Raw genomic sequence first — 17,712 nt, forward strand, 5'->3', positions numbered from 1 at the left:
CCCCCCCCCCGCGCGTGCCGGCTGGCGATCGAACGGGTGCGCAGCCTGCCATGGATCAATCCCGGCGGTTCGTCTATTGTCCCCCTTTCAGTCCGGCCCCGCGCGTTTTCGCCGAAAAACGCGCCGGCGCCCTGCCCTTCACGGAAGAGGAAATCCTGAGTGAGTGTTGCCTTCGTCAAGGAAGAGAGTGCCGAAGCGGCGGCGGAAACGCTTTTGCCCGACCGCCCCATCTCGCCGCATCCCAACCTCGTCACCGAGGCAGGCCTGAAGGCGCTCGAGCAGCAACTGTCGGACGCCCGCGCGGCCTACGAGGCGACGACGGCAATCGAGGACGTCAACGAACGCCGGCGCCAGGCGGCCGGTCCCTTGCGCGACCTGCGCTATTTCGCCGAACGGGTCCATTCGGCAAAGCTCATGCCCCCGCCGGAGACCGCGACCCACGTCGCTTTCGGCAGCACCGTCACCTTTTCGCGCGACGACGGACGGGTCCAGACCTACCGCATCGTCGGCGAGGACGAGGCCGACCCCAAGGCGGGATCGATCTCGTATGTATCGCCGGTGGCGAGGCTCTTGATCGGCAAGGAGGTTGGCGATGTGGTCACGATGGGCGAGCAGGAGTTGGAGATTGTCGGGATCGCGTGAGGCGGAGCTAGCTGTGTCGCCAGACCTTCATGGCCGAGATTAGCAGGATCACCGCCAGAGCGGGTAGCAAGAAGCTGTTCGGCACGATACCGAGCAATTGCCCGCCAATATAGGTGCCGACGATCGACCCTGCCGCCATCACGAACAGGAACGCCTTGTTGCGACCGAGAGCGGAAAAGCTCTGGTCGCGGCTGTAACGTGAAAAGCCGACCAGCATTGTCGGCAGGCTTACCGCGAGCGAAAGACTTCCCGCCAGCTTGATATCCGCGCCGAACAACAGCACCAAAGTGGGAATGAGGAGTTCGCCGCCTGCCACGCCAAGCAGGGAGGCCACAATCCCGATAACAAAGCCCGCGACGACACCCGCGATCATCTGCGCGGCGCCCGTCAGAAGAGCTTGGCCTGCCGTTGCGCCATGTCCGACAACGAGCACGACCGCAATCGCAACGAGCAACGCGGCGATGATCTTGTAGAGCGTTTCCGATTTCAGACGTGTTGCCCATCCAGCCCCGAACCATGCTCCAAGAAGGCTTCCGGCCAGCAAGTTGAGCACAATGGGCCAGTTCTCCGCGATCGAGCCAAAGGGCACGGTTGCGGCGCGAAATGGCAGGGCCGTGGCGACGACGACGAGGCTCATGGCCTTGTTGAGAATGACCGCTTCGAGAGGGGCAAAGTGAAATAGTCCAATGAGAAGGGGCAACCGGAACTCGGCGCCGCCGAGGCCGACCAATCCGCCCAAAGCGCCGATGATGCCTCCACCACCGAAAGCCATGGGCAAATTGCGTGACGATCCTGATGGAGCAATAGAATTCTCGGTCATAGCGATATAGCCCGTTGGAGATATCGCTTTCCTACTTGTTTTTTCGCCCGCAGGCGAGAGGTCATCGGGCGCCCATCGGATGGTGCCGCTTCTCGTCGACGGACTGCGCCACAAGGCGTGAGTGGCGACCGTAAGGCTTGCCGGATTGGTGCGCAGCATCGTGGTCAACGCTCGCCGACGCGCCTGCCTCGCAATCTGGAAGCGCCTAGTCGAGCCCGCGAAAATCCCAGGGATTGACGATCACCGCGCCGGTGTCGGCGAAATCGGCGACATTCCGGGTGGCGATCGAGGCGCCGCGCGAGACGGCAATCGCGGCGATCTGCGCATCGAACTGGCTGATCGGCCGACCGATTTTCCGGCGATGGGCGGCAATCACCGCATAGCTGTGGGCCGCGTCGCGATCGAAGGCAAGAACCCGGCCGGCGAGATCCTCGGCGAAGATCGGTCTCACGGCCGCCTCGAGCGCCTGGCGCCTGCGTGCGTCCGGAAGAAGCGCCAATCCGTAGAGAATTTCAGCCTCGGTCACGGTCGTGGTGAAGACGGCGGCAGCGGGCTGCGCGGCGAGCCAGGCGACAACCGCCGGAAAAGGGTTCGGCGCCAGAAGCTCCGACAGGACGTTGGTGTCGAGGACGATCATTCGGGAAAGACCGGCGCATCGCGGATCGGCTCGCGCGGGGCGATTTCCAGTTCGACGCCGCCGAGCGCGGCAACCCTTTGCCGGATCGCCTCGGCCAGATTGCCGGGCCGCCGGCTTTCGGCCGAGAGCGTCGAGCGCAGGATGTCGCGCGCCTCGTCTTCCATGGATCGGCCATGAGTCGCGGCGCGCAGACGCAGCCGCTGCTTCAGGCCGTCATCAAGATTGCGAATGGTGATGCTCGCCATATCCGGCCTCCTGTCATCAATGATTGCATCATAAGCATTGATGACAGGCCGATCAAGGCGCGCCTCCGCCTGCCGGCACCTTTTCCCCGCAGGCGGGGAGAAGGGACGAGCGGCACCGCCGTGGCCGTCCCCTCTCCCCGCCTGCGGGGGTCCGAAGGACGGGTCGAGACACGCGGCTCGACCCCGGTCGGGTCAGGGTGAGGGGCAACTTCTCCGGGCGGGTCAACTGAGGGGGCATGTTTTTCGGTCGGGCCAGGGTGCGGGGCATGTTCCCCGCAGGGTCAGGATGAGAGACAACGCCCCGGCCCTTCGCTTGGGCTCAGGGCTTTCGTCATTCGAAACGATTCACTGGATCGTTTCGTCGGCTTCGCCGACAATTCCTCACCCTTCACCTTGTCCGGAATCAATGCTACCCGTTCGACCAGCATTTCATGGTTCAAGGCATCACGTGTTTCGGGTTCCTCTCCTCATCGCCGTCGCGCTTGTCATCGCCTTTGGCGGCGGGATCCTGACGACGCTTTCGGCGCTCAATGCCTCGGCGGGCTTCGGCGCCATTCGGCTCGGCGTGTGGAGCGCCTTTCCCGACGTGCAGACGGCCGATGCCGATCCTTATGCGAAATCGCACCGGGCCAAGGCCGGGCGGCTGCTCTATGGCTCGGCCGAGGGGCTTTCCTTCACCGCCTCGAGCGACGAGGACGGCAACCTGTTGACCGGCACCTGCAGCTACCGGATCGTCGGGCGCACGCCGGCGGCAAGGCTCTGGACGCTCTATGCCGCCGATCCGGACGGTAAGCCGCTCGTGCCCCGCGCCGATCTGCCCTTCGCGCACAATTCGCAGGGCATCCTGCGCCATCGCGACGGCTCGTTCGAGATCAGCGTTTCCGCGACGGCCCGGCCGATGAACTGGCTGGCGCTGCCCAATACCGGGGCGTTTTCGCTGGTGCTGACGCTGCTCGACACGCCGGCGGCCGGCAGTTCCGGGCTGATCGGGCTGGAAATGCCGAAGGTCGAGAGCCTGGGGTGCGGCCAATGAACAGGCTGACCTATGCGGCGCTGACCGGCCTGATCGGCGCGGCCCTCCTGCACATCATCATCATCCTGGCCCTTCCCAATTTCACCGGCAAGGACGCCTATACCCGGATCAAGGCGGCCGGGCCGTCGCATCGTTTCATCGTGCTGCCGGACAGCGTCGACACCACGGCCGACAAGCCGGCCAACGGACAGGCCGAGGGTTCCGATCAGATGGCACTGTCCAATGTCGATCCGTTCCTCAAGGGCGCGGTCTGCCATTTCGACATCAGCCGCGCGCCGCTCAGGCTCTACGCGCCCGCCGGGCCGAGTTTCTGGTCGATGGCGGTCTATGACGCCAGCTCCAATGAAGTGTTCTCGATGAACGACCGCACCTCGGTCGGCGGCGATCTCGATGCGGTCGTGGCGACGCCGGCGCAAGTGGCGCAGATCCGCAAGGCCCCCGGCGCGACGCTGACCCAGTCGATCCTGGTCGAATATCGCGGCACCACGGGTTATGTGGTGCTGCGCACCATGGTGCCGGCGCCGAGCTTTTCGCCCCAGGCCCGCGCCTTCCTCGACGAGGCGCTGTGTGCGCCGCTGACCGAGGACTGACAGCCTTCGCTCCCGCCGACGGCGTGGGCGGGGTCATGGGCCTGGGTAATGGGCCTAGGTCATTGGCGGGGTCATGGGCCCGTGGCTTCGGTCCGGGCGTCGTTGGCCTCAGGCGGACCGGCCCGGCTCAACGGCCGAGGCTGTCCTGACCCTTGCCGCCCTTCGGGCGCGGCAGCGCCGGCAGGCGGGCGTCCGCCTTGGCCTGCGTCTCGCGCCGCTCGTAACGTATGCCGGTAAACAGCAGCACGTCAGCCTTGCCGCCATCGCTGCGCGTCGCGCGGCCGGACAGCGACAGCCGATCCTTGATCTTGATAATTTCCGCCATGCTCGTCTCCTTCAACAGAAATCGAGACGGATGAAGTTTTAACCGATCTCACCCTGCCCTTCCTTGGAAGGACCAGCGCAATCCCCGGCTGCCGGACCGCGCAAAGACACTGCGGCCGGCGCTGGCCGAAGCCATTCTGCGCCTTTCTCCTGCGCGATCAAGAGGGTGTCTGGCAGCCCTCTTAGGCCACGCAATTTGCGGTACATGCGCGGCCTGGCGAATCATTTCTACGCCACCGCGCTGACTGTCGATTGAGCCAGAGCTTAGTTAACAGGTTGCTAACAAATTCACTCTAATGTGTGCCAATCGGGTATTGCGTAGGTGTGGGTCTTGTCGTGATCGATCAGTTTCGAGAGCTGGAAAAGCCGGTAAGCGTGAGGAAAAGGGACGTTGTGCTGATGGCGACGGTCACGAGTTTCGAGGCGTTGCAGTTTCCGACCAGAAACGAACTCAGGCAATTCGCCGAGCTTTTTTCGCCGCTGTTCCACGCCTCGACCGAAGAAGCCCGCCGCCAGGCGGTCTCCGCCCTGTCGCAGTGCCCCAACGTGCCGAACGCGGTCGCGCTGTTCATCGCCTCGCAACCGATCTCGATCGCCGCGCCCTTTCTCGTCTCCTCCCCCTGCCTGTCCGACGACCTCCTGATCATGATCGCCCGCACGCAAGGGACCGCCCATGCCCGCGCCATCGTCCGGCGCGAACAGCTGTCGCCGACCGTGATCGACGCACTGGTCGGCCTGCGCCACAGCGAACCACCCAGGGACGCAGCGCGCGCCGGGAGGTCCGAGGCTGCCGCCGGCGCCGGTGCGGCCACACAGCCCCCGGCCCGATCCGCCCATGCCCCTGCCGAGCCGATTCACGCCAAACGCTCTTCGGCCCGGTCGGCCAAGGGCGCAGAGCCGCCCAAGGCCGGCGCACCGGCCTCTTCATCGCAACCGCAGCCGCCCCCCGCCGCAAGCGGGGCCGTCGACAGCGCCGCTACGCGCGAGGAAGAACTGCGCGACCAGATCCGCAGGCTCGCCGCCCATGTCAGCCGCCCGGCCTCGGACCGCCTCGGCCTTCGCACCATCACGCCGATGCAGTCGGCGCTGCTGGTGCGCTTTGCCCGCAACCGCGAGGGCGGCGCCTTTGCCACCACGCTCGCCGATGTCCTGTCGTCCAGCCGCTGGCTCTCCGAGCGCATCCTCCTCGACATTTCCGGCCGGCAGCTGGCGACCACGCTTCTCGGCGTCGGCATGGAGGCCGACGAGGCCGTGTTCGTGCTGGAAAGGCTCTATCCGCATCTCGCCAAGCCGGCGACCGGCACGACCCGCGCCGAGCAATTGTGGAACAGCCTCTTCGCGGTGGAATGCGAGGAACGGATCGAGACCTGGCGGCGCGCCGACAGCTATACGTTCCGCCGGCAGGAGCAGGAGCCGGCAGCGGCCCAGCCGGCCAATGTCCCTGCCCCGCGCGCCAATCCGACCATCCTTCCCACCGGCGACACCCGCAGCCGCCCGGCGCTGCGCCAGCGGACGCGCTGATGCTTCATGTTCTCCCCCCAACCGGAGAGAACATGCGAGATCGGGGGCTTGGGCGGCCGTAAGGGGAGATGCGGGCAAGCATATGCGGGTGGGTCTGCCAGCGCGCACCTGAGCAGGACCACTTTCGGCCAGTCGGCAGAGCTTGTCTGCGGGGCTGCGGCGACCTACATCCGCCTCGACAGTGATGGAGAGCCGGAATGATCCTTGACGCAGCAGGCCTTGCCCTGCGCAATCTCTTTGCCCCCGAGACACGCTCGGTCTTCTGGAAGGTGATCGGGCTGACGCTTCTGGTGCTGGCGGGGCTGTGGTTCGCGCTGCGCGAGACCTTCGTGGCCTTTGCCATGCCCTGGGTTGACGCCCTCATGCCCGGAACGCCGGAATGGGCCGGATGGCTCACCTTCATCTTCGGTATTTTCGCCAGCATCGGCCTGGCGCTGGCGCTGGCGCTGCTCTTGTCCTCGGTGACGGCGATCATCGCCGGCCTGTTCCTCGACGACGTGGCCGAGGTGATCGAGAAACGCGATTATCCGGGCGATCGGCCCGGCACGGCCATGCCGATCGGCGCGGCCATGCTCTCATCGCTGAAATTCTTCGGCATCGTGCTCGTCGGCAATTTCATCGCCCTGTTGCTGCTGCTGGTGCCCGGCGTCAACATCGTCGCCTTCTTCCTCGTCAACGGCTACCTGCTCGGCCGGGAATTCTTCGAATTCGCCGCCATGCGTTTCCGTTCGCCCGACGAGGCGCGGCTGTTCCGTTCGCGCCATTCCGGCACGGTGTTCGCTGCCGGTCTGGTGATCGCCGCCTTCCTGGCGATCCCGTTCCTCAACCTCTTGACCCCGCTCTTTGCCGCCGGGCTGATGGTGCATCTGCACAAGATGCTGTCGGTGCGCACCCCGCTCGCCGTCTAGCAGCGGTCTAGGGTGTCGGGCCGAAAAGCTGCGGCGGCAGTTCCACCAGGGGAGCCGGCACGTCGCAGGTCTTTTCCGGCGACTTGCAGATGTCGGCGATAACGCAGCGTTCGCATTCCGGCTTGCGCGCCTTGCAGCAGTAGCGCCCGTGCAAGATCAGCCAGTGGTGGGCGTGGAACAGGTACTGCTTCGGGATGATCCGCATCAGCTTGTCCTCGATCTCGTCCGGCGTCTTGCCGGGGGCAAGCCTGATGCGGTTGGCGATGCGGAAGATATGGGTGTCCACCGCGATGGTCGGGATGCCGAAGGCCATGGACAGGACGACATTGGCGGTCTTGCGACCGACGCCGGGCAGCGTCACCAGTTCCTCGCGGGTCTTCGGCACCTCTCCGCCATAGACGTCGACCAGGCGCTGCGAGAGCGCGATGACGTTCTTCGCCTTGTTGCGGTAAAGCCCGATCGTCTTGATGTAGTCGCGGACCTTTTCCTCGCCGAGATCGAGCATTTTCTGCGGTGTGTCGGCGACCTTGAACAGGGCGCGCGTCGCCTTGTTGACGCCGGCGTCGGTCGCCTGGGCCGACAGTGCCACGGCAACGACGAGGGTGAACGGATTGACGTGTTCCAGCTCGCCCTTCGGCTCCGGCCGCTGGACGGAAAAGCGGCGGAAGATCTCCTCCAGCTCGGCCTTGGAATAGGCCGATCGCGCCGCGGGCTTGCGCTTCACGGCTGCGGGAATTGACTTTTTCAAGGTTTGGGTGCTGGATTTCTTCGATGGACTCGTCATGGACAATCTATAGTCGGCCCCAATGACCAATGGCAATGTGAACCCCGTCGCGGAGCAGCCCATATTCGCTGCCGAACTCGTGCCCTACCGCTCGCTCGGCCGAAAGGGCTTCCGCATCCTCCTGATGATCACCGGCACGGTTTGCGCGGTCCATGCCGCGTTCTTCATGTCGACCGGGGCCTGGCCGATCGGCCTGTTCTTCGGCCTCGATTTCCTGCTGCTCTACGGCGCCTTCTGGCTGAACTACCGATCCGGCCGCGCCCGGGAGGAGGTCTATGTCTCGCGCACAGACCTGGCGATCCGCAAGTTCACCCCCTCGGGGCGGATGACCGAATATTGGTACAACCCGTTCTGGGCGCGCTTCTTCGTCAAGCGCCATGACGAGATCGGCATCGTCTCGATGCAGGTGGCGGGACAAGGGAAACGCACCGAGATCGGCTCTTTCCTCAATCCCGACGACCGCGAGAGCTTTGCCAGGGCGTTCAAGGGCGCACTGGCGACGGCCAAGCAGCGGATTTGAGCGCTTCGTAGGCGATACCCCCTCTGCCCTGCCGGGCATCTCCCCCACAAGGGGGGAGATCCGCTTGGCGCGCCCGCCTGCCCCATCTCCAGCTTCGAAAGCAGACGAAAGATGTTGCATCCGGGACGACTGTAGTAAGGCTCCACATTCGGGGCACCGATCTTTTTCAGGATTGGGCCGAGCGGCATCCGGGCTGTGTTCTCCCCCCTTGTGGGGGAGATGCCCGGCAGGGCAGAGGGGGCTGGCTTGCGCAGACGGATGACTTCGCTCGCCCCGCAAGAAACGGGTGGCGCGTTCGTCTTGCGCGTGGTGAAGTCGTGTCACAGATGAGGACCAAGCCATGACCCTTGCCCAGAAGATCGACCTTTCGACCACCACCGACATCACGCCCGAAGGCTCCGACTACGAGACCGTGCGCCGGGTGATCGAGATGCTGACGCTCGACTACCAGGCGCAGCCGTCGCTGGAAACGTTGGCGGCGCGGCTCGGTCTGTCGCCCAGTCAGCTTCAGAAGACGTTCACCCGCTGGGCCGGGCTTTCGCCGAAGGGTTTTCTCCAGGCCGTGACGCTCGACCATGCCAAGCGGCTGCTCGGCCGGGAGGGCATGCCGCTGCTCGAGACATCGATCGAGCTCGGCCTCTCGGGACCGGGCCGGCTGCACGATCTGTTCGTCACCCACGAGGCCATGTCGCCGGGCGAATGGAAGGCGAAAGGCGCCGGGCTCACCATCCGCTATGGCTTTCACCCCTCCCCCTTCGGCCAGGCGCTGGTGATGGCGACCGAGCGGGGGCTGGCGGGGCTGGCCTTTGCCGATCCGGGAGGCGAGGCCGCCTGCTTCGACGACATGGCGAAGCGCTGGCCGCAGGCGCATTACGTCGCCGACCAGGCCGCGACGGCACCCTATGCGAGCCGCATCTTCGATCCGCAAAAGTGGTCGGGCGAGCAGCCGCTGCGCGTCGTGCTGATCGGCACGGATTTCCAGGTCAGGGTCTGGGAGAGCCTCCTGGAAATCCCGCTCGGCAAGGCGGTCACCTATTCCGACATCGCCGCCCGGATCGGCCAGCCGACGGCGAGCCGGGCGGTCGGTGCGGCGGTCGGGCGCAATCCGATCTCGTTCGTCGTTCCCTGCCACCGCGCACTCGGCAAGAGCGGGGCGCTGACCGGCTATCACTGGGGGCTGACGCGCAAGCGCGCCATGCTTGGCTGGGAGGCCGGAAAGATCTGTGGCTGATACAGTCGACGGATCACTTAATCGATTAGGATCGTTTTCCCGCATTCTTGACTTTGCCATCTTCGGCTGGTGATAGTCGGCTCGAATTTTTCGGCCTTGGCAGTTCAGGATCAGGGTCGCTTTGAAGAACAGGGATGACGATCATGACTTCCAAACTCGAACAGCTTCGCGCCATGACCACCGTGGTCGCCGATACCGGCGACATCGAGGCCGTTGCCCGCCTGAAGCCGGTGGACTGCACGACCAATCCCTCGATCGTCCTGAAGGCGCTTGGCACCGAGGCCTTTGCCGACGCCTTCAAGGAAGCGATCGCCTGGGGCAAGGCCAAGGGCGGCGCAAACGAGGCGGTGGTCGAGGCCATCGCCGATCGCCTGGCCGTTTCCGTTGGCGCGGCGCTTGCCGGACTGGTTCCGGGCCGCGTGTCGACCGAAGTCGATGCCGACCTGTCCTTCGACACCAAGGCGTCGATCGAAAAGGCGCATGGGATCATCGCCGCCTACAAGGAGCGCGGCATCGAGCGCGACCGCATCCTGATCAAGCTCGCCTCGACCTGGGAGGGCATCCGCGCGGCGGAAGTGCTGCAGAACGAAGGCATCGACTGTAACCTGACGCTCTTGTTCTCCAAGGCCCAGGCGATCGCCTGCGCCGACGCCAAGGTCTTCCTCATCTCGCCCTTCGTCGGCCGCATCCTCGACTGGTACAAGAAGTCGACCGGTGAGAACTACACCTCCGAGACCGATCCGGGCGTGCTCTCGGTGCGCTCGATCTACAATTACTACAAGTCGAACGGCATCAAGACGATCGTCATGGGCGCCTCGTTCCGCAATGCCGGCGAGATCGAGGCGCTGGCCGGTTGCGACCGCCTGACGATCAGCCCGCAGCTGCTCGACGAACTCGACGCCGCGACCGGCGACCTGCCGCGCCTGCTGTCGCCGGAAAGCGTCAAGCCCGAGCCGCGCGTATCTCTGGACGAGAAGGCCTTCCGCTGGGCGATGAACGAGGATGCCATGGCGACCGAAAAGCTCGCCGAAGGCATTCGCGGCTTTGCCAAGGATCTCGGCACGCTGCGCGCCCAGATCGCCAAGGCGCTGGCGGCTTAAAGCGTCCGTCTTGAAGAACGGCCCCTCATCCGCCTGCCGGCACCTTCTCCCCGTGAACGGGGAGAAGGGACAAGGGGCACCGCCGTGGCCGTTCCCTCTCCCCGTTCACGGGGGTCCGAAGGACGGGTCGAGACACGTGGCTCGACCCCGGTCGGGTCAGGGTGAGGGGCATTTTTTCCGCGGGCGGGATCGTCCTCACCAGCCCATCACGACATCGTCGGGAATGTGGAATGTCTCCTCGCCATTGACGGTGACGACGGCGACGCCGCCCTGTTTGCGGCTGCGGACCTCTGCGCCATCCTTGGCGGAAAACCGGCCGGCGCGGTAGGTGAGCGAACGGGTATAGCCGTCGGAAAAGGTCAGGTCGATTTCGGCGAAGGGGCCGTTACGAACGATGCCGAAGGCGCAAGGGGCGATGCGGTCGTCGCCCAGCCTCTGGCAGCGGATCGTGCCGGTGGCGTGATAGGCAGTTCCCGGAATGACGCGGTCCTCGTCGTCCTCAGGCTCTGCGCCGGCCGGCGGGACCCATTCGTCGGTGATGTAGCGGCCATTGACCCAGCCGCTGATGCTCGGGCGGTCATAGGTGGAAATCCGGCACCAGAAGCCGCCGTCGCGCTCGCGGCAGCCGAGATTGCGCACCGGCTGGCCCTCCTGCAGCGCACCGATCACCCGGAAGGCCGGGCCGGCGCCGGAGCGGATGTTGAGCATGTCGCCGGGGATCAGTCCGTAGACATGCCAGATCGCCGCGTCGTCGGACGGATTGCCGCCCATGGTCGGGGCCGGAATGACCAGCGGTTCCTGCGCCGGCGCGACGACTGGCCAGGAGAGCGTCGCCAGGGCGATCAGGACGGGCAGGATGCGACGCATGGGGTACTCCTCTGTTCTCGGCGACGATAGTACAGCGGCCGTCGCGTCGCCAGACTATCTCGGGCGAAGGTAAACGGGTGCTGCCTACCGGCTGGATGGCCTTGCTTTTCTCCAGGGGAGACAATACCGGCGCCAGTCATCCACCCGCAGTCATCCACCCGCAGTCACCCACCCGCCATCGGCAAGAGCGTGCCGATGTCCTCCAGCTCGACCTCCAGCACCCAAAAATCGGGGTCGAAGCGGCGTTCGCGCTCGAGCAGGGTGTCGACGGCAATCGCCTCGCCGCGCTCCAGCCTCACCTCGAACATGCGGGCATCGCGGCCCTCGTCGATCACCAGCGCCTGGGGGGCCGGGCCGAACAGGGTTTCGCTGCCATCGCGAAAACGCTGGCGCACGAAGATGGCGCCGGCTTCCTCGACGCCCTTCTTCGCCACGGCGGCAAAGCCGCCCAGGGAAAAGACGCGACGGACGAGGGCGGAGACGAAAAGATCGGAACGGACACGCATGGCCGTGCTTCTACGGCAAAGGCCGAGGGATGGGAATGGGGCTTAGGCCAGCCGCGCGGATGCGGGCGCCGCCTGGCTCCAGGACCTGCCGGCGCACCAAGCTATCCCCTCCCTGCCTCAGGTCCGGCCGGCGTTCAGCCATTGGTGCCAGTCGCCCTCGCTGCCGGAAAAGACGTTCAGGTCGATCTTTTCCCTGACGCCATGCGACAGGCCGGAGCCGGAATATTGCCAGAACAGCCAGTTGCGGCCGGGATAGACCTTGGACGGATGAGCGGCGACGGCGCGCAGCCAGAAGGGGTAGTCGAGGAAATGGCCGCGCAGGTTGTCCTTGTAGAAGTCGGGCGCGGTGTAGATGACCGGGCGCTTGCCGTAGTGGCGCTCGAGCCGGTCCATGAAGACCTGCATCTTCTCGCGCGCCTTTTCCGCCGACAGCTTGAAGCGGCAGCTCGATTCGCCGTTGTATTCGACGTCGATCACCGGCGGCAAAGCGTCGGGATCGCGCGGCACGTTGCGGATGAACCAGTCGGCCTGTTCGCCGGCGGTGCGGCACCAGTAGAAGAAATGATAGGCGCCGCGGCGGATGCCCGCCTCCTTGGCACGACGCCAGTTGGTCTTGAACATCGGGTCGAGATGGTCACCGCCGTCGGTCGCCTTGATATAGGCGAAGTTGGCACCCTGCGTGCGCAGCTTCGGCCAGTCGATGTCGCCCTGCCAGCGCGACACGTCGACACCGTGGACGGCATATTTCTTCGGCGAGACCTTGCCGAAATTGATCGGCTTGGCGTCGCGGAACTGCTGGCTGTAGACCTTCGAGCGCGTGCGCTGGCCGTTTGCCGCGGGCGGCTCGGGCGTGATCATCGCGGCGATCGGCTTGTCCGATGGCACAGGCATGCCGACCGTCATCGCCGTCGTGGCGAAGGCCTGGGGCTGGGGCACATTGCCGGCCCAGGCGAGTTCATGGGTCTCGCCGCCGGTGTCGGCGGGGGCCATCGGCGCCTGAGCGATCGCGGCCGGCGGGACCGCGGCGCCGATATCGGCTGCCGGCACAAGGCGGGAGGTTTTCCCCACCGCGCCGGTCGTCTCGCGCGAAGGTGCGGGCGAAAGGACGGCTTCCGGATCGGAACCGGATATGCAGCCAGACAGGGTCAGGCAGGCGAGGAAAATCGCAGGAACAACCGAAAAACGCATCACGAACCCATACGCACAACAAGGGGATGACCGGATCTCGCACCCTTGGAGATCACCCCGGGTGCGAATTGCTAACGGAAACTTACCGGAAAAGACTTAATTCAATCTTTACGGATTAGGATCTGCTGCACGACAGCGCGATTATCCACCCTGCCCTGCCCCACCGACCACGTGCTGGCCGGGCCCGGCTTGCCTGACCCGCCAACGCCACCTGCATCCGCACGCCGGCTAGACGCGGATCGCCAGCCTGAGCCCGCCCCAGTGGCGGCCGGAAACGATGATCGGGGCGGAAATATCCTTCATCACGACGAAATTGCCGCCGCCCATGTCGCGCCGGTAGGTCTGGACCAGGAAAGGCGCGGTCGAGCGGCCGGCGGACAGGCCGACGCGATCGGCGAAGATGCGGCGGTTGCGACAATTTGCGGTGTTCCACACCGGATCGCCGGGGCGCTGCGGGGCGGAGAACTTCCTGTTGTGGGTCGGCAGGTAGCCATTGGTGTCGACGGCGGCGCAGAAACCGACGCGATCGGACAGGCCGAGCACCGGTTCGAGAATGGCGGGCAGGACCTGATCGGTGAATTCGGTGAAGGCCGCCATCATCTGCACCGGGTCGGTGCCGGGGATCGGCCGATAATTGCGGTCGAACAACGCACTCATGCCGATACGGCCGCTATCGACGCCGCGCTGGAAGGTGGCGGAAATCTGGGCCGCGACATCGCGGGCGGCATTGATCCACGGACTGTCATGCGTCTCGATGCCGGCCGAAGCGGTCAATTGGATCAAGGTTTCCGACAGCGCGACGACGCGGTCGACGCGGGTCGCGGCGTTCTGCAGGGCGGTGTCGGATTCCGACACCTCGGCGGCCATGACATTGAGCGTGCCGACGAATTCGGCGCATTGGCGGTCGACCGTGTCGGTGGTCCTGGCCATGACGCTCGAGCCGTCGAGGATGCGGGTGATGACCTGCTCCATCGTGCCGAAGGAATTGTTCATCGCCTGCGAGGTCTCGCGCACGGCAAGCGCGCTTTCGCTGGCGCCCTGGCCGGCCTGCGACAGGCGGGTGATCTTGCCGCGGATCTCGTTCAGCGTCTGCTGGATCGAGCCGGTGGCCTGCGAGGTCTGCAGCGACAGGGCGCGGATCTCGGCGGCGACCACGGCAAAGCCCTTGCCCGCCTCGCCGGCGCGGGCCGCCTCGATCGCGGCGTTGAGCGCGAGAAGATTGGTCTGGCGGGCGATCGCGCCGATCTCCTCGGCGACCTTGTCGACATTGGCGAGAGAGACGGAGAAGGAACCGATCTCGGTCGAAATTTCCTGGGAGGCCTCGACCATCAGGTCGATCTTGCCGACCGCGCCGGACAGCCGCGTGGAGGATTCGCCCAGCATGCGGCGGGCCTCGACGGCGGTCTCGTCGGTGGCGCGCAGCGAGGAAGCGACCGTCTTGTTGGTTTCGGCGATGGAGAGCGCGGTGCGCGTCACCTCGTCGAAGGTCGAGGCGTGGCGCTTCGACATGGCGGCGACGTCCTGGATCGCGCCAGCGATATCGACCAGATCGATGCCGAGCGTCGAGGCCTCGTCGGCGAGCTTGGTGACGATGCGGCGCAGCGTCTCGGCGTCGGCCGCCTCGTGTCGTTCGGCCGCCTCGTGTCGTTCGGCCGGATCTTCGGCAGGCAGCGCCTCGGTGAATTCTTCTGGCAAGGCCAGACTGTTGCTTGCATTCATTGCAGATCCTCCCCCGGGAATGCGCGATTGTGACGCTTCACGGTTAAGGATTCGCAAATCTGAACATATGCGAATTAACGATGTCCCGGTGCGACGCCGCCGGATGCCTCAAAGCGCGCCGATGTCGCGCAGTTTCTTCAGCACGGTCTCGCTCGGCTCGCCGGTTTCCGGCAGGCGGTAGTGGCGCTCGAAGCGGCGGATGGCATTGCGGGTCTGTTCGCCGGCCACGCCGTCGACGCTGACATCGGTATAGGCGATGTTGGCAAGCCCCCGCTGGATTTCCATGATCAGCGCCGCATCGGCGGCTGTGCCGCGAAGGGCGACGGGAAGCGCCGGCGGGGTTGGGTTCCTTGAAGCCGGGGCGGTTGCGACGACCTTGGAGGCATTGCGGATGGCGGCGGCGACCGGGTCGGCGGCGGCGGGGCTCAGGTCCTCCGGCGGGCGGCTTTTCGGCACGGCGGCGGTGACGCTGCGGTCGGCCTTCAGCGCAGCCAGCAGTTCCGGACCGACAAGGCCGTTCGCCTCGACGCCGATCGACTTCTGGAAGACGGTGATCGCGGCCTCGGTGCGCGGGCCGATCACGCCATCGGCAAGACCGTCATAGAGGCCGCGCCGGGCAAGTTCGTTTTGCACGGAGACGACCAGCGCGGCATTCTCGGCGGTGGCAACCGGGGCGGCGTCGGACGGCTGGACGGAGGTCGCGGCAGCGCTCTGCGGCGCAGCGGCAGGCTTGTCCGCGGGTGTCTCGGCCAAGTTGCCCTCGGCCGAGGCCTCAGTCGCGCGCTCTATCTTGAAGCTGGTGACGTCGGCCGGGTCCGGCTCGATCTGTGGATGGCGGGTAATGCCGGCCAGCGCATTGAAATCGCTCGCATCGCGGGTCGAGAAGATCGGCGACGGGTGGTGGCCCGGCTGATACCAGAGCGCATTGGCGGCGACGAAGCCGAAGGCGACGGCAAAGGCGGAAAAGCCGCCCACCGACCGCGGATAACGGCCGACGAGGCGCGCTACAGCGCCAACGCCTTCGAGCAGAAGGCCGGCCACCTTAAGGGCCGGCTTTCTCTCAGGCGATTTTCGCTTTCGCTTCGTCATAGGCAGTCTCTCTCTCACTTTCCATCGCGGCCGGCCAATCCGCAGGCTTGAGCCGCGGCGGGAATTCGACCGTGTTGTGTCCTTCGGCGGCGTCGATCAGCGCACCGGAGCCATCGGCCGGCAGGCGGACCGTGACGACGGTGCCGACGCCCGGCAGGCTTTCCATCTGGAACGTGCCGCCATGCAGCGCGGTCAGGCCCTTGACCAGCGACAGGCCGAGGCCAGAGCCTTCGTAGGCGCGGCTCAGGTCGGCATGGACCTGGGTGAAGGGCCGGCCGATCAGCGCCATCTTTTCCGGCGCGATGCCGATGCCGGTGTCGGAGACGACGATCTTCAGCTCGTCGCCCTCGCGGCTGGCATCGACGATGACGGCGCCGCCGCCTTGCGTGAACTTGATGGCATTGCCGACGAGATTGATCAAGACCTGTCTGACGGCGCGTCCATCGGCGACGACCTCGCCCAGCCCACGGGCAACCCGGCTGGTGAGTTTCACACCCTTGTTTTCGGCCTGCAGCGACAGCATCTGCTCGCATTCGGTCACGGCATCGCCGATCATGAAGGGCTCGAGCACCAGTTCATAGCGGCCGGCCTCGATCTTCGACATGTCGAGCATGGCGTTGACGACCGACAGGAGATGGGCGCCAGACTGGCGGATCAGCTGCACATATTCGCGCTGGCGATCGTTCTCGAGCTTGCCGAAATATTCGCCCGCGAGGATGTCGGAGAAACCGAGGATCGCATTGAGCGGGGTCCTCAGTTCGTGGCTCACGGCGGCGAGGAAGCGCGACTTGGCCTCGTGCGCGGCGGCGGCCTCGTCTTCCTTTTCCAGGGCGACGGTGCGGATCGACATTTCGCCGGCGATGTCGAGCAACTGGGCGAAGACGAAGGCCAACTGGCCGTCCTGGCCGCGCGTGGCGGTCATGTCCATGCGCACGTTCATGAACTGTGCCTGGTCGAGGCCGATCACCGTGCGGTCGAGGCGCAGGTCGATGACGACGGCATCGGCGCCCTGGCGCAGGTCGTCAAGCGCCTGGATGAAGGCGATCCGGTCGGAGACATGCACCTGGTCGACGAACGGCCGGCCGAAGGGATCGCGCAGGAAGGACAGGAACATGTCACGGTCGCGCCCGGCTGCCTCGCATACCTGCCCGGCCGTGTCGAGGCGGAGCATCAGGCCGGGGCAGACGTCGAAGGGCGACGATACCGCTTCCTCGCTGCCGCTTTCGGCGGCGGTGCCTGCTCCCGCGCGGCGCAGGGTGACGAGCGCCACGGCGCTGACCAGGAACAGCGAGACGACGACGGCAAAGCCGAGCGGCAGGGCGACCGCCGGACCGTAATGAAAGGAGAGTGCGACGGGCACGGTGGCGAGCATCAGGGCAAAGCCCGCGGCGAGGCGGCGCAGGGCCGCGATCTCGCGCGGATCGGCTTTCCTGCCATCCGCCTGCGAGGCGAGGCATTTGCCGGCCATGCGATCGAAAATCGCCTTCGCCCTGTCAGCCATGTTACGCAATACTTGCACGCCAAAAATCCGCGAAACTGTTCGTTTTCGAGGCCCCGACCTTAGGCCCGCCGCGCTTAAGGAAAAGATAAGGCAAGGCCCCCCGAAGGCCCCGGAATACCCCCTGAAGCCCCATAACGGGACACATGGGGAGAGCTTTGGAGAACGTGGTTAACGGGGCGTAAGCGACGGATTTGTCAGTGTTTTCCTGATCGCGTTAAGAATTGTGTCCGGCCCGCCGGCCGAGAAGCGGTGGATTGCCGGGCGCTCGCCACAATTATGCTTAACGAGGGTCGGTAAAGTTTGATGGAAATGCCGGATGAAGGGTCGCCAGACTTTCATTCGTTCAAATTTGAGACAAATCCGAGCGGGTTTTGCAAAGCGATCTTTGCACCGCGGCGATAGCTTGCCCTCACAAGTCCGGGAGACAACCCGGCACGACCCGACAATGACCGGAAAACGGTTTTGCGACGGGCAAAACGGGATTGGT

At 65.5% G+C, this 17,712-nt stretch carries 19 protein-coding genes; 8 read left to right on the top strand and 11 right to left on the bottom strand.

Annotation, left to right across the window (positions count from 1 at the left end):
• The first annotated feature begins 159 nt into the window (after positions 1–159).
• The gene (gene greA, locus RHIZ70P_RS20825) at positions 160–642 is read left to right on the top strand and encodes a transcription elongation factor GreA (protein ID WP_115672421.1); all 483 of its coding nucleotides are present in this window, start codon (positions 160–162) and stop codon (positions 640–642) included.
• 7 nt (positions 643–649) lie between these two features.
• Here greA and RHIZ70P_RS20830 read toward each other — a convergent pair whose 3' ends face one another.
• From RHIZ70P_RS20830 to RHIZ70P_RS20840, 3 genes are all read right to left on the bottom strand, one after another.
• Positions 650–1,462 carry a sulfite exporter TauE/SafE family protein gene (locus tag RHIZ70P_RS20830; RefSeq protein WP_115672423.1) on the bottom strand — a complete coding sequence of 271 codons (813 nt, stop codon included), beginning with the start codon at positions 1,460–1,462 and terminating at the stop codon, positions 650–652.
• Between the two features lie 205 nt (positions 1,463–1,667).
• Entirely contained in the window at positions 1,668–2,099 is a 432-nt protein-coding gene (locus tag RHIZ70P_RS20835; RefSeq protein WP_115672425.1) for a type II toxin-antitoxin system VapC family toxin, read from the bottom strand.
• The gene (locus RHIZ70P_RS20840; protein WP_115672427.1) at positions 2,096–2,344 is read right to left on the bottom strand and encodes a FitA-like ribbon-helix-helix domain-containing protein; all 249 of its coding nucleotides are present in this window, start codon (positions 2,342–2,344) and stop codon (positions 2,096–2,098) included. The genes RHIZ70P_RS20835 and RHIZ70P_RS20840 overlap by 4 nt, the downstream gene beginning before the upstream one ends.
• A 448-nt stretch (positions 2,345–2,792) precedes the next feature.
• On the opposite strand from RHIZ70P_RS20840, the gene RHIZ70P_RS20845 reads away from it, so the two are divergent.
• Both RHIZ70P_RS20845 and RHIZ70P_RS20850 read left to right on the top strand, forming a co-directional pair.
• Positions 2,793–3,377: a DUF1214 domain-containing protein gene (locus tag RHIZ70P_RS20845; protein ID WP_115672429.1), complete on the top strand. Its 585-nt coding sequence runs from the start codon at positions 2,793–2,795 to the stop codon at positions 3,375–3,377.
• Entirely contained in the window at positions 3,374–3,967 is a 594-nt protein-coding gene (locus RHIZ70P_RS20850; RefSeq protein ID WP_115672431.1) for a DUF1254 domain-containing protein, read from the top strand. The genes RHIZ70P_RS20845 and RHIZ70P_RS20850 overlap by 4 nt, the downstream gene beginning before the upstream one ends.
• Before the next feature lie 127 nt (positions 3,968–4,094).
• On the opposite strand, the gene RHIZ70P_RS20855 is transcribed toward RHIZ70P_RS20850, so the two are convergent.
• Positions 4,095–4,292 (bottom strand): hypothetical protein, encoded by a 198-nt coding sequence (locus tag RHIZ70P_RS20855; RefSeq protein WP_115672433.1) that lies wholly within the window; start codon positions 4,290–4,292, stop codon positions 4,095–4,097.
• Between the two features lie 398 nt (positions 4,293–4,690).
• Here RHIZ70P_RS20855 and RHIZ70P_RS20860 point away from each other — a divergent pair, with 398 nt between their 5' ends.
• Both RHIZ70P_RS20860 and RHIZ70P_RS20865 read left to right on the top strand, forming a co-directional pair.
• The gene (locus RHIZ70P_RS20860) at positions 4,691–5,812 is read left to right on the top strand and encodes a DUF2336 domain-containing protein (RefSeq protein WP_419178321.1); all 1,122 of its coding nucleotides are present in this window, start codon (positions 4,691–4,693) and stop codon (positions 5,810–5,812) included.
• 197 nt (positions 5,813–6,009) lie between these two features.
• The gene (locus tag RHIZ70P_RS20865; protein ID WP_115672435.1) at positions 6,010–6,720 is read left to right on the top strand and encodes a sulfate transporter family protein; all 711 of its coding nucleotides are present in this window, start codon (positions 6,010–6,012) and stop codon (positions 6,718–6,720) included.
• 7 nt (positions 6,721–6,727) lie between these two features.
• On the opposite strand, the gene nth is transcribed toward RHIZ70P_RS20865, so the two are convergent.
• On the bottom strand, positions 6,728–7,504 hold the full coding sequence (gene nth, locus RHIZ70P_RS20870; RefSeq protein ID WP_115672437.1) for an endonuclease III: 777 nt from the start codon (positions 7,502–7,504) through the stop codon (positions 6,728–6,730).
• 22 nt (positions 7,505–7,526) lie between these two features.
• On the opposite strand from nth, the gene RHIZ70P_RS20875 reads away from it, so the two are divergent.
• The 3 genes from RHIZ70P_RS20875 to tal all read left to right on the top strand — a co-directional run bounded on the left by RHIZ70P_RS20875 (position 7,527) and on the right by tal (position 10,355).
• Entirely contained in the window at positions 7,527–8,024 is a 498-nt protein-coding gene (locus RHIZ70P_RS20875) for a DUF2244 domain-containing protein (protein WP_115672439.1), read from the top strand.
• Between the two features lie 340 nt (positions 8,025–8,364).
• The gene (locus tag RHIZ70P_RS20885; protein ID WP_115672440.1) at positions 8,365–9,255 is read left to right on the top strand and encodes a methylated-DNA--[protein]-cysteine S-methyltransferase; all 891 of its coding nucleotides are present in this window, start codon (positions 8,365–8,367) and stop codon (positions 9,253–9,255) included.
• Between the two features lie 143 nt (positions 9,256–9,398).
• A complete protein-coding gene (gene tal, locus RHIZ70P_RS20890; protein WP_115672487.1) occupies positions 9,399–10,355 on the top strand; it encodes a transaldolase in 957 nt (318 codons plus the stop codon).
• Positions 10,356–10,550: 195 nt separating this feature from the next.
• Here the strand turns inward: tal and RHIZ70P_RS20895 are convergent, their stop codons facing one another.
• The 6 genes from RHIZ70P_RS20895 to RHIZ70P_RS20920 all read right to left on the bottom strand — a co-directional run bounded on the left by RHIZ70P_RS20895 (position 10,551) and on the right by RHIZ70P_RS20920 (position 17,225).
• Positions 10,551–11,222, bottom strand: a complete 672-nt coding sequence (locus RHIZ70P_RS20895) for an SH3 domain-containing protein (RefSeq protein WP_115672442.1) — start codon at positions 11,220–11,222, stop codon at positions 10,551–10,553.
• Positions 11,223–11,386: 164 nt separating this feature from the next.
• On the bottom strand, positions 11,387–11,728 hold the full coding sequence (locus tag RHIZ70P_RS20900; protein ID WP_115672444.1) for a DUF1491 family protein: 342 nt from the start codon (positions 11,726–11,728) through the stop codon (positions 11,387–11,389).
• A 117-nt stretch (positions 11,729–11,845) separates the two neighbouring features.
• Positions 11,846–12,916 (bottom strand): GH25 family lysozyme, encoded by a 1,071-nt coding sequence (locus tag RHIZ70P_RS20905; protein WP_115672446.1) that lies wholly within the window; start codon positions 12,914–12,916, stop codon positions 11,846–11,848.
• A 228-nt stretch (positions 12,917–13,144) separates the two neighbouring features.
• The gene (locus RHIZ70P_RS20910; RefSeq protein ID WP_115672448.1) at positions 13,145–14,635 is read right to left on the bottom strand and encodes a methyl-accepting chemotaxis protein; all 1,491 of its coding nucleotides are present in this window, start codon (positions 14,633–14,635) and stop codon (positions 13,145–13,147) included.
• Positions 14,636–14,743: 108 nt separating this feature from the next.
• Positions 14,744–15,724, bottom strand: a complete 981-nt coding sequence (locus tag RHIZ70P_RS20915; protein WP_115672449.1) for a peptidoglycan-binding protein — start codon at positions 15,722–15,724, stop codon at positions 14,744–14,746.
• A complete protein-coding gene (locus RHIZ70P_RS20920) occupies positions 15,696–17,225 on the bottom strand; it encodes a sensor histidine kinase (RefSeq protein WP_181904092.1) in 1,530 nt (509 codons plus the stop codon). The genes RHIZ70P_RS20915 and RHIZ70P_RS20920 overlap by 29 nt, the downstream gene beginning before the upstream one ends.
• Positions 17,226–17,712 lie beyond the last annotated feature (487 nt).

It is taken from the genome of Paenirhizobium selenitireducens ATCC BAA-1503 (assembly GCF_900492185.1).
In the GTDB taxonomy this organism is placed as follows: Bacteria; Pseudomonadota; Alphaproteobacteria; order Rhizobiales; family Rhizobiaceae; genus Allorhizobium; species Allorhizobium selenitireducens_A.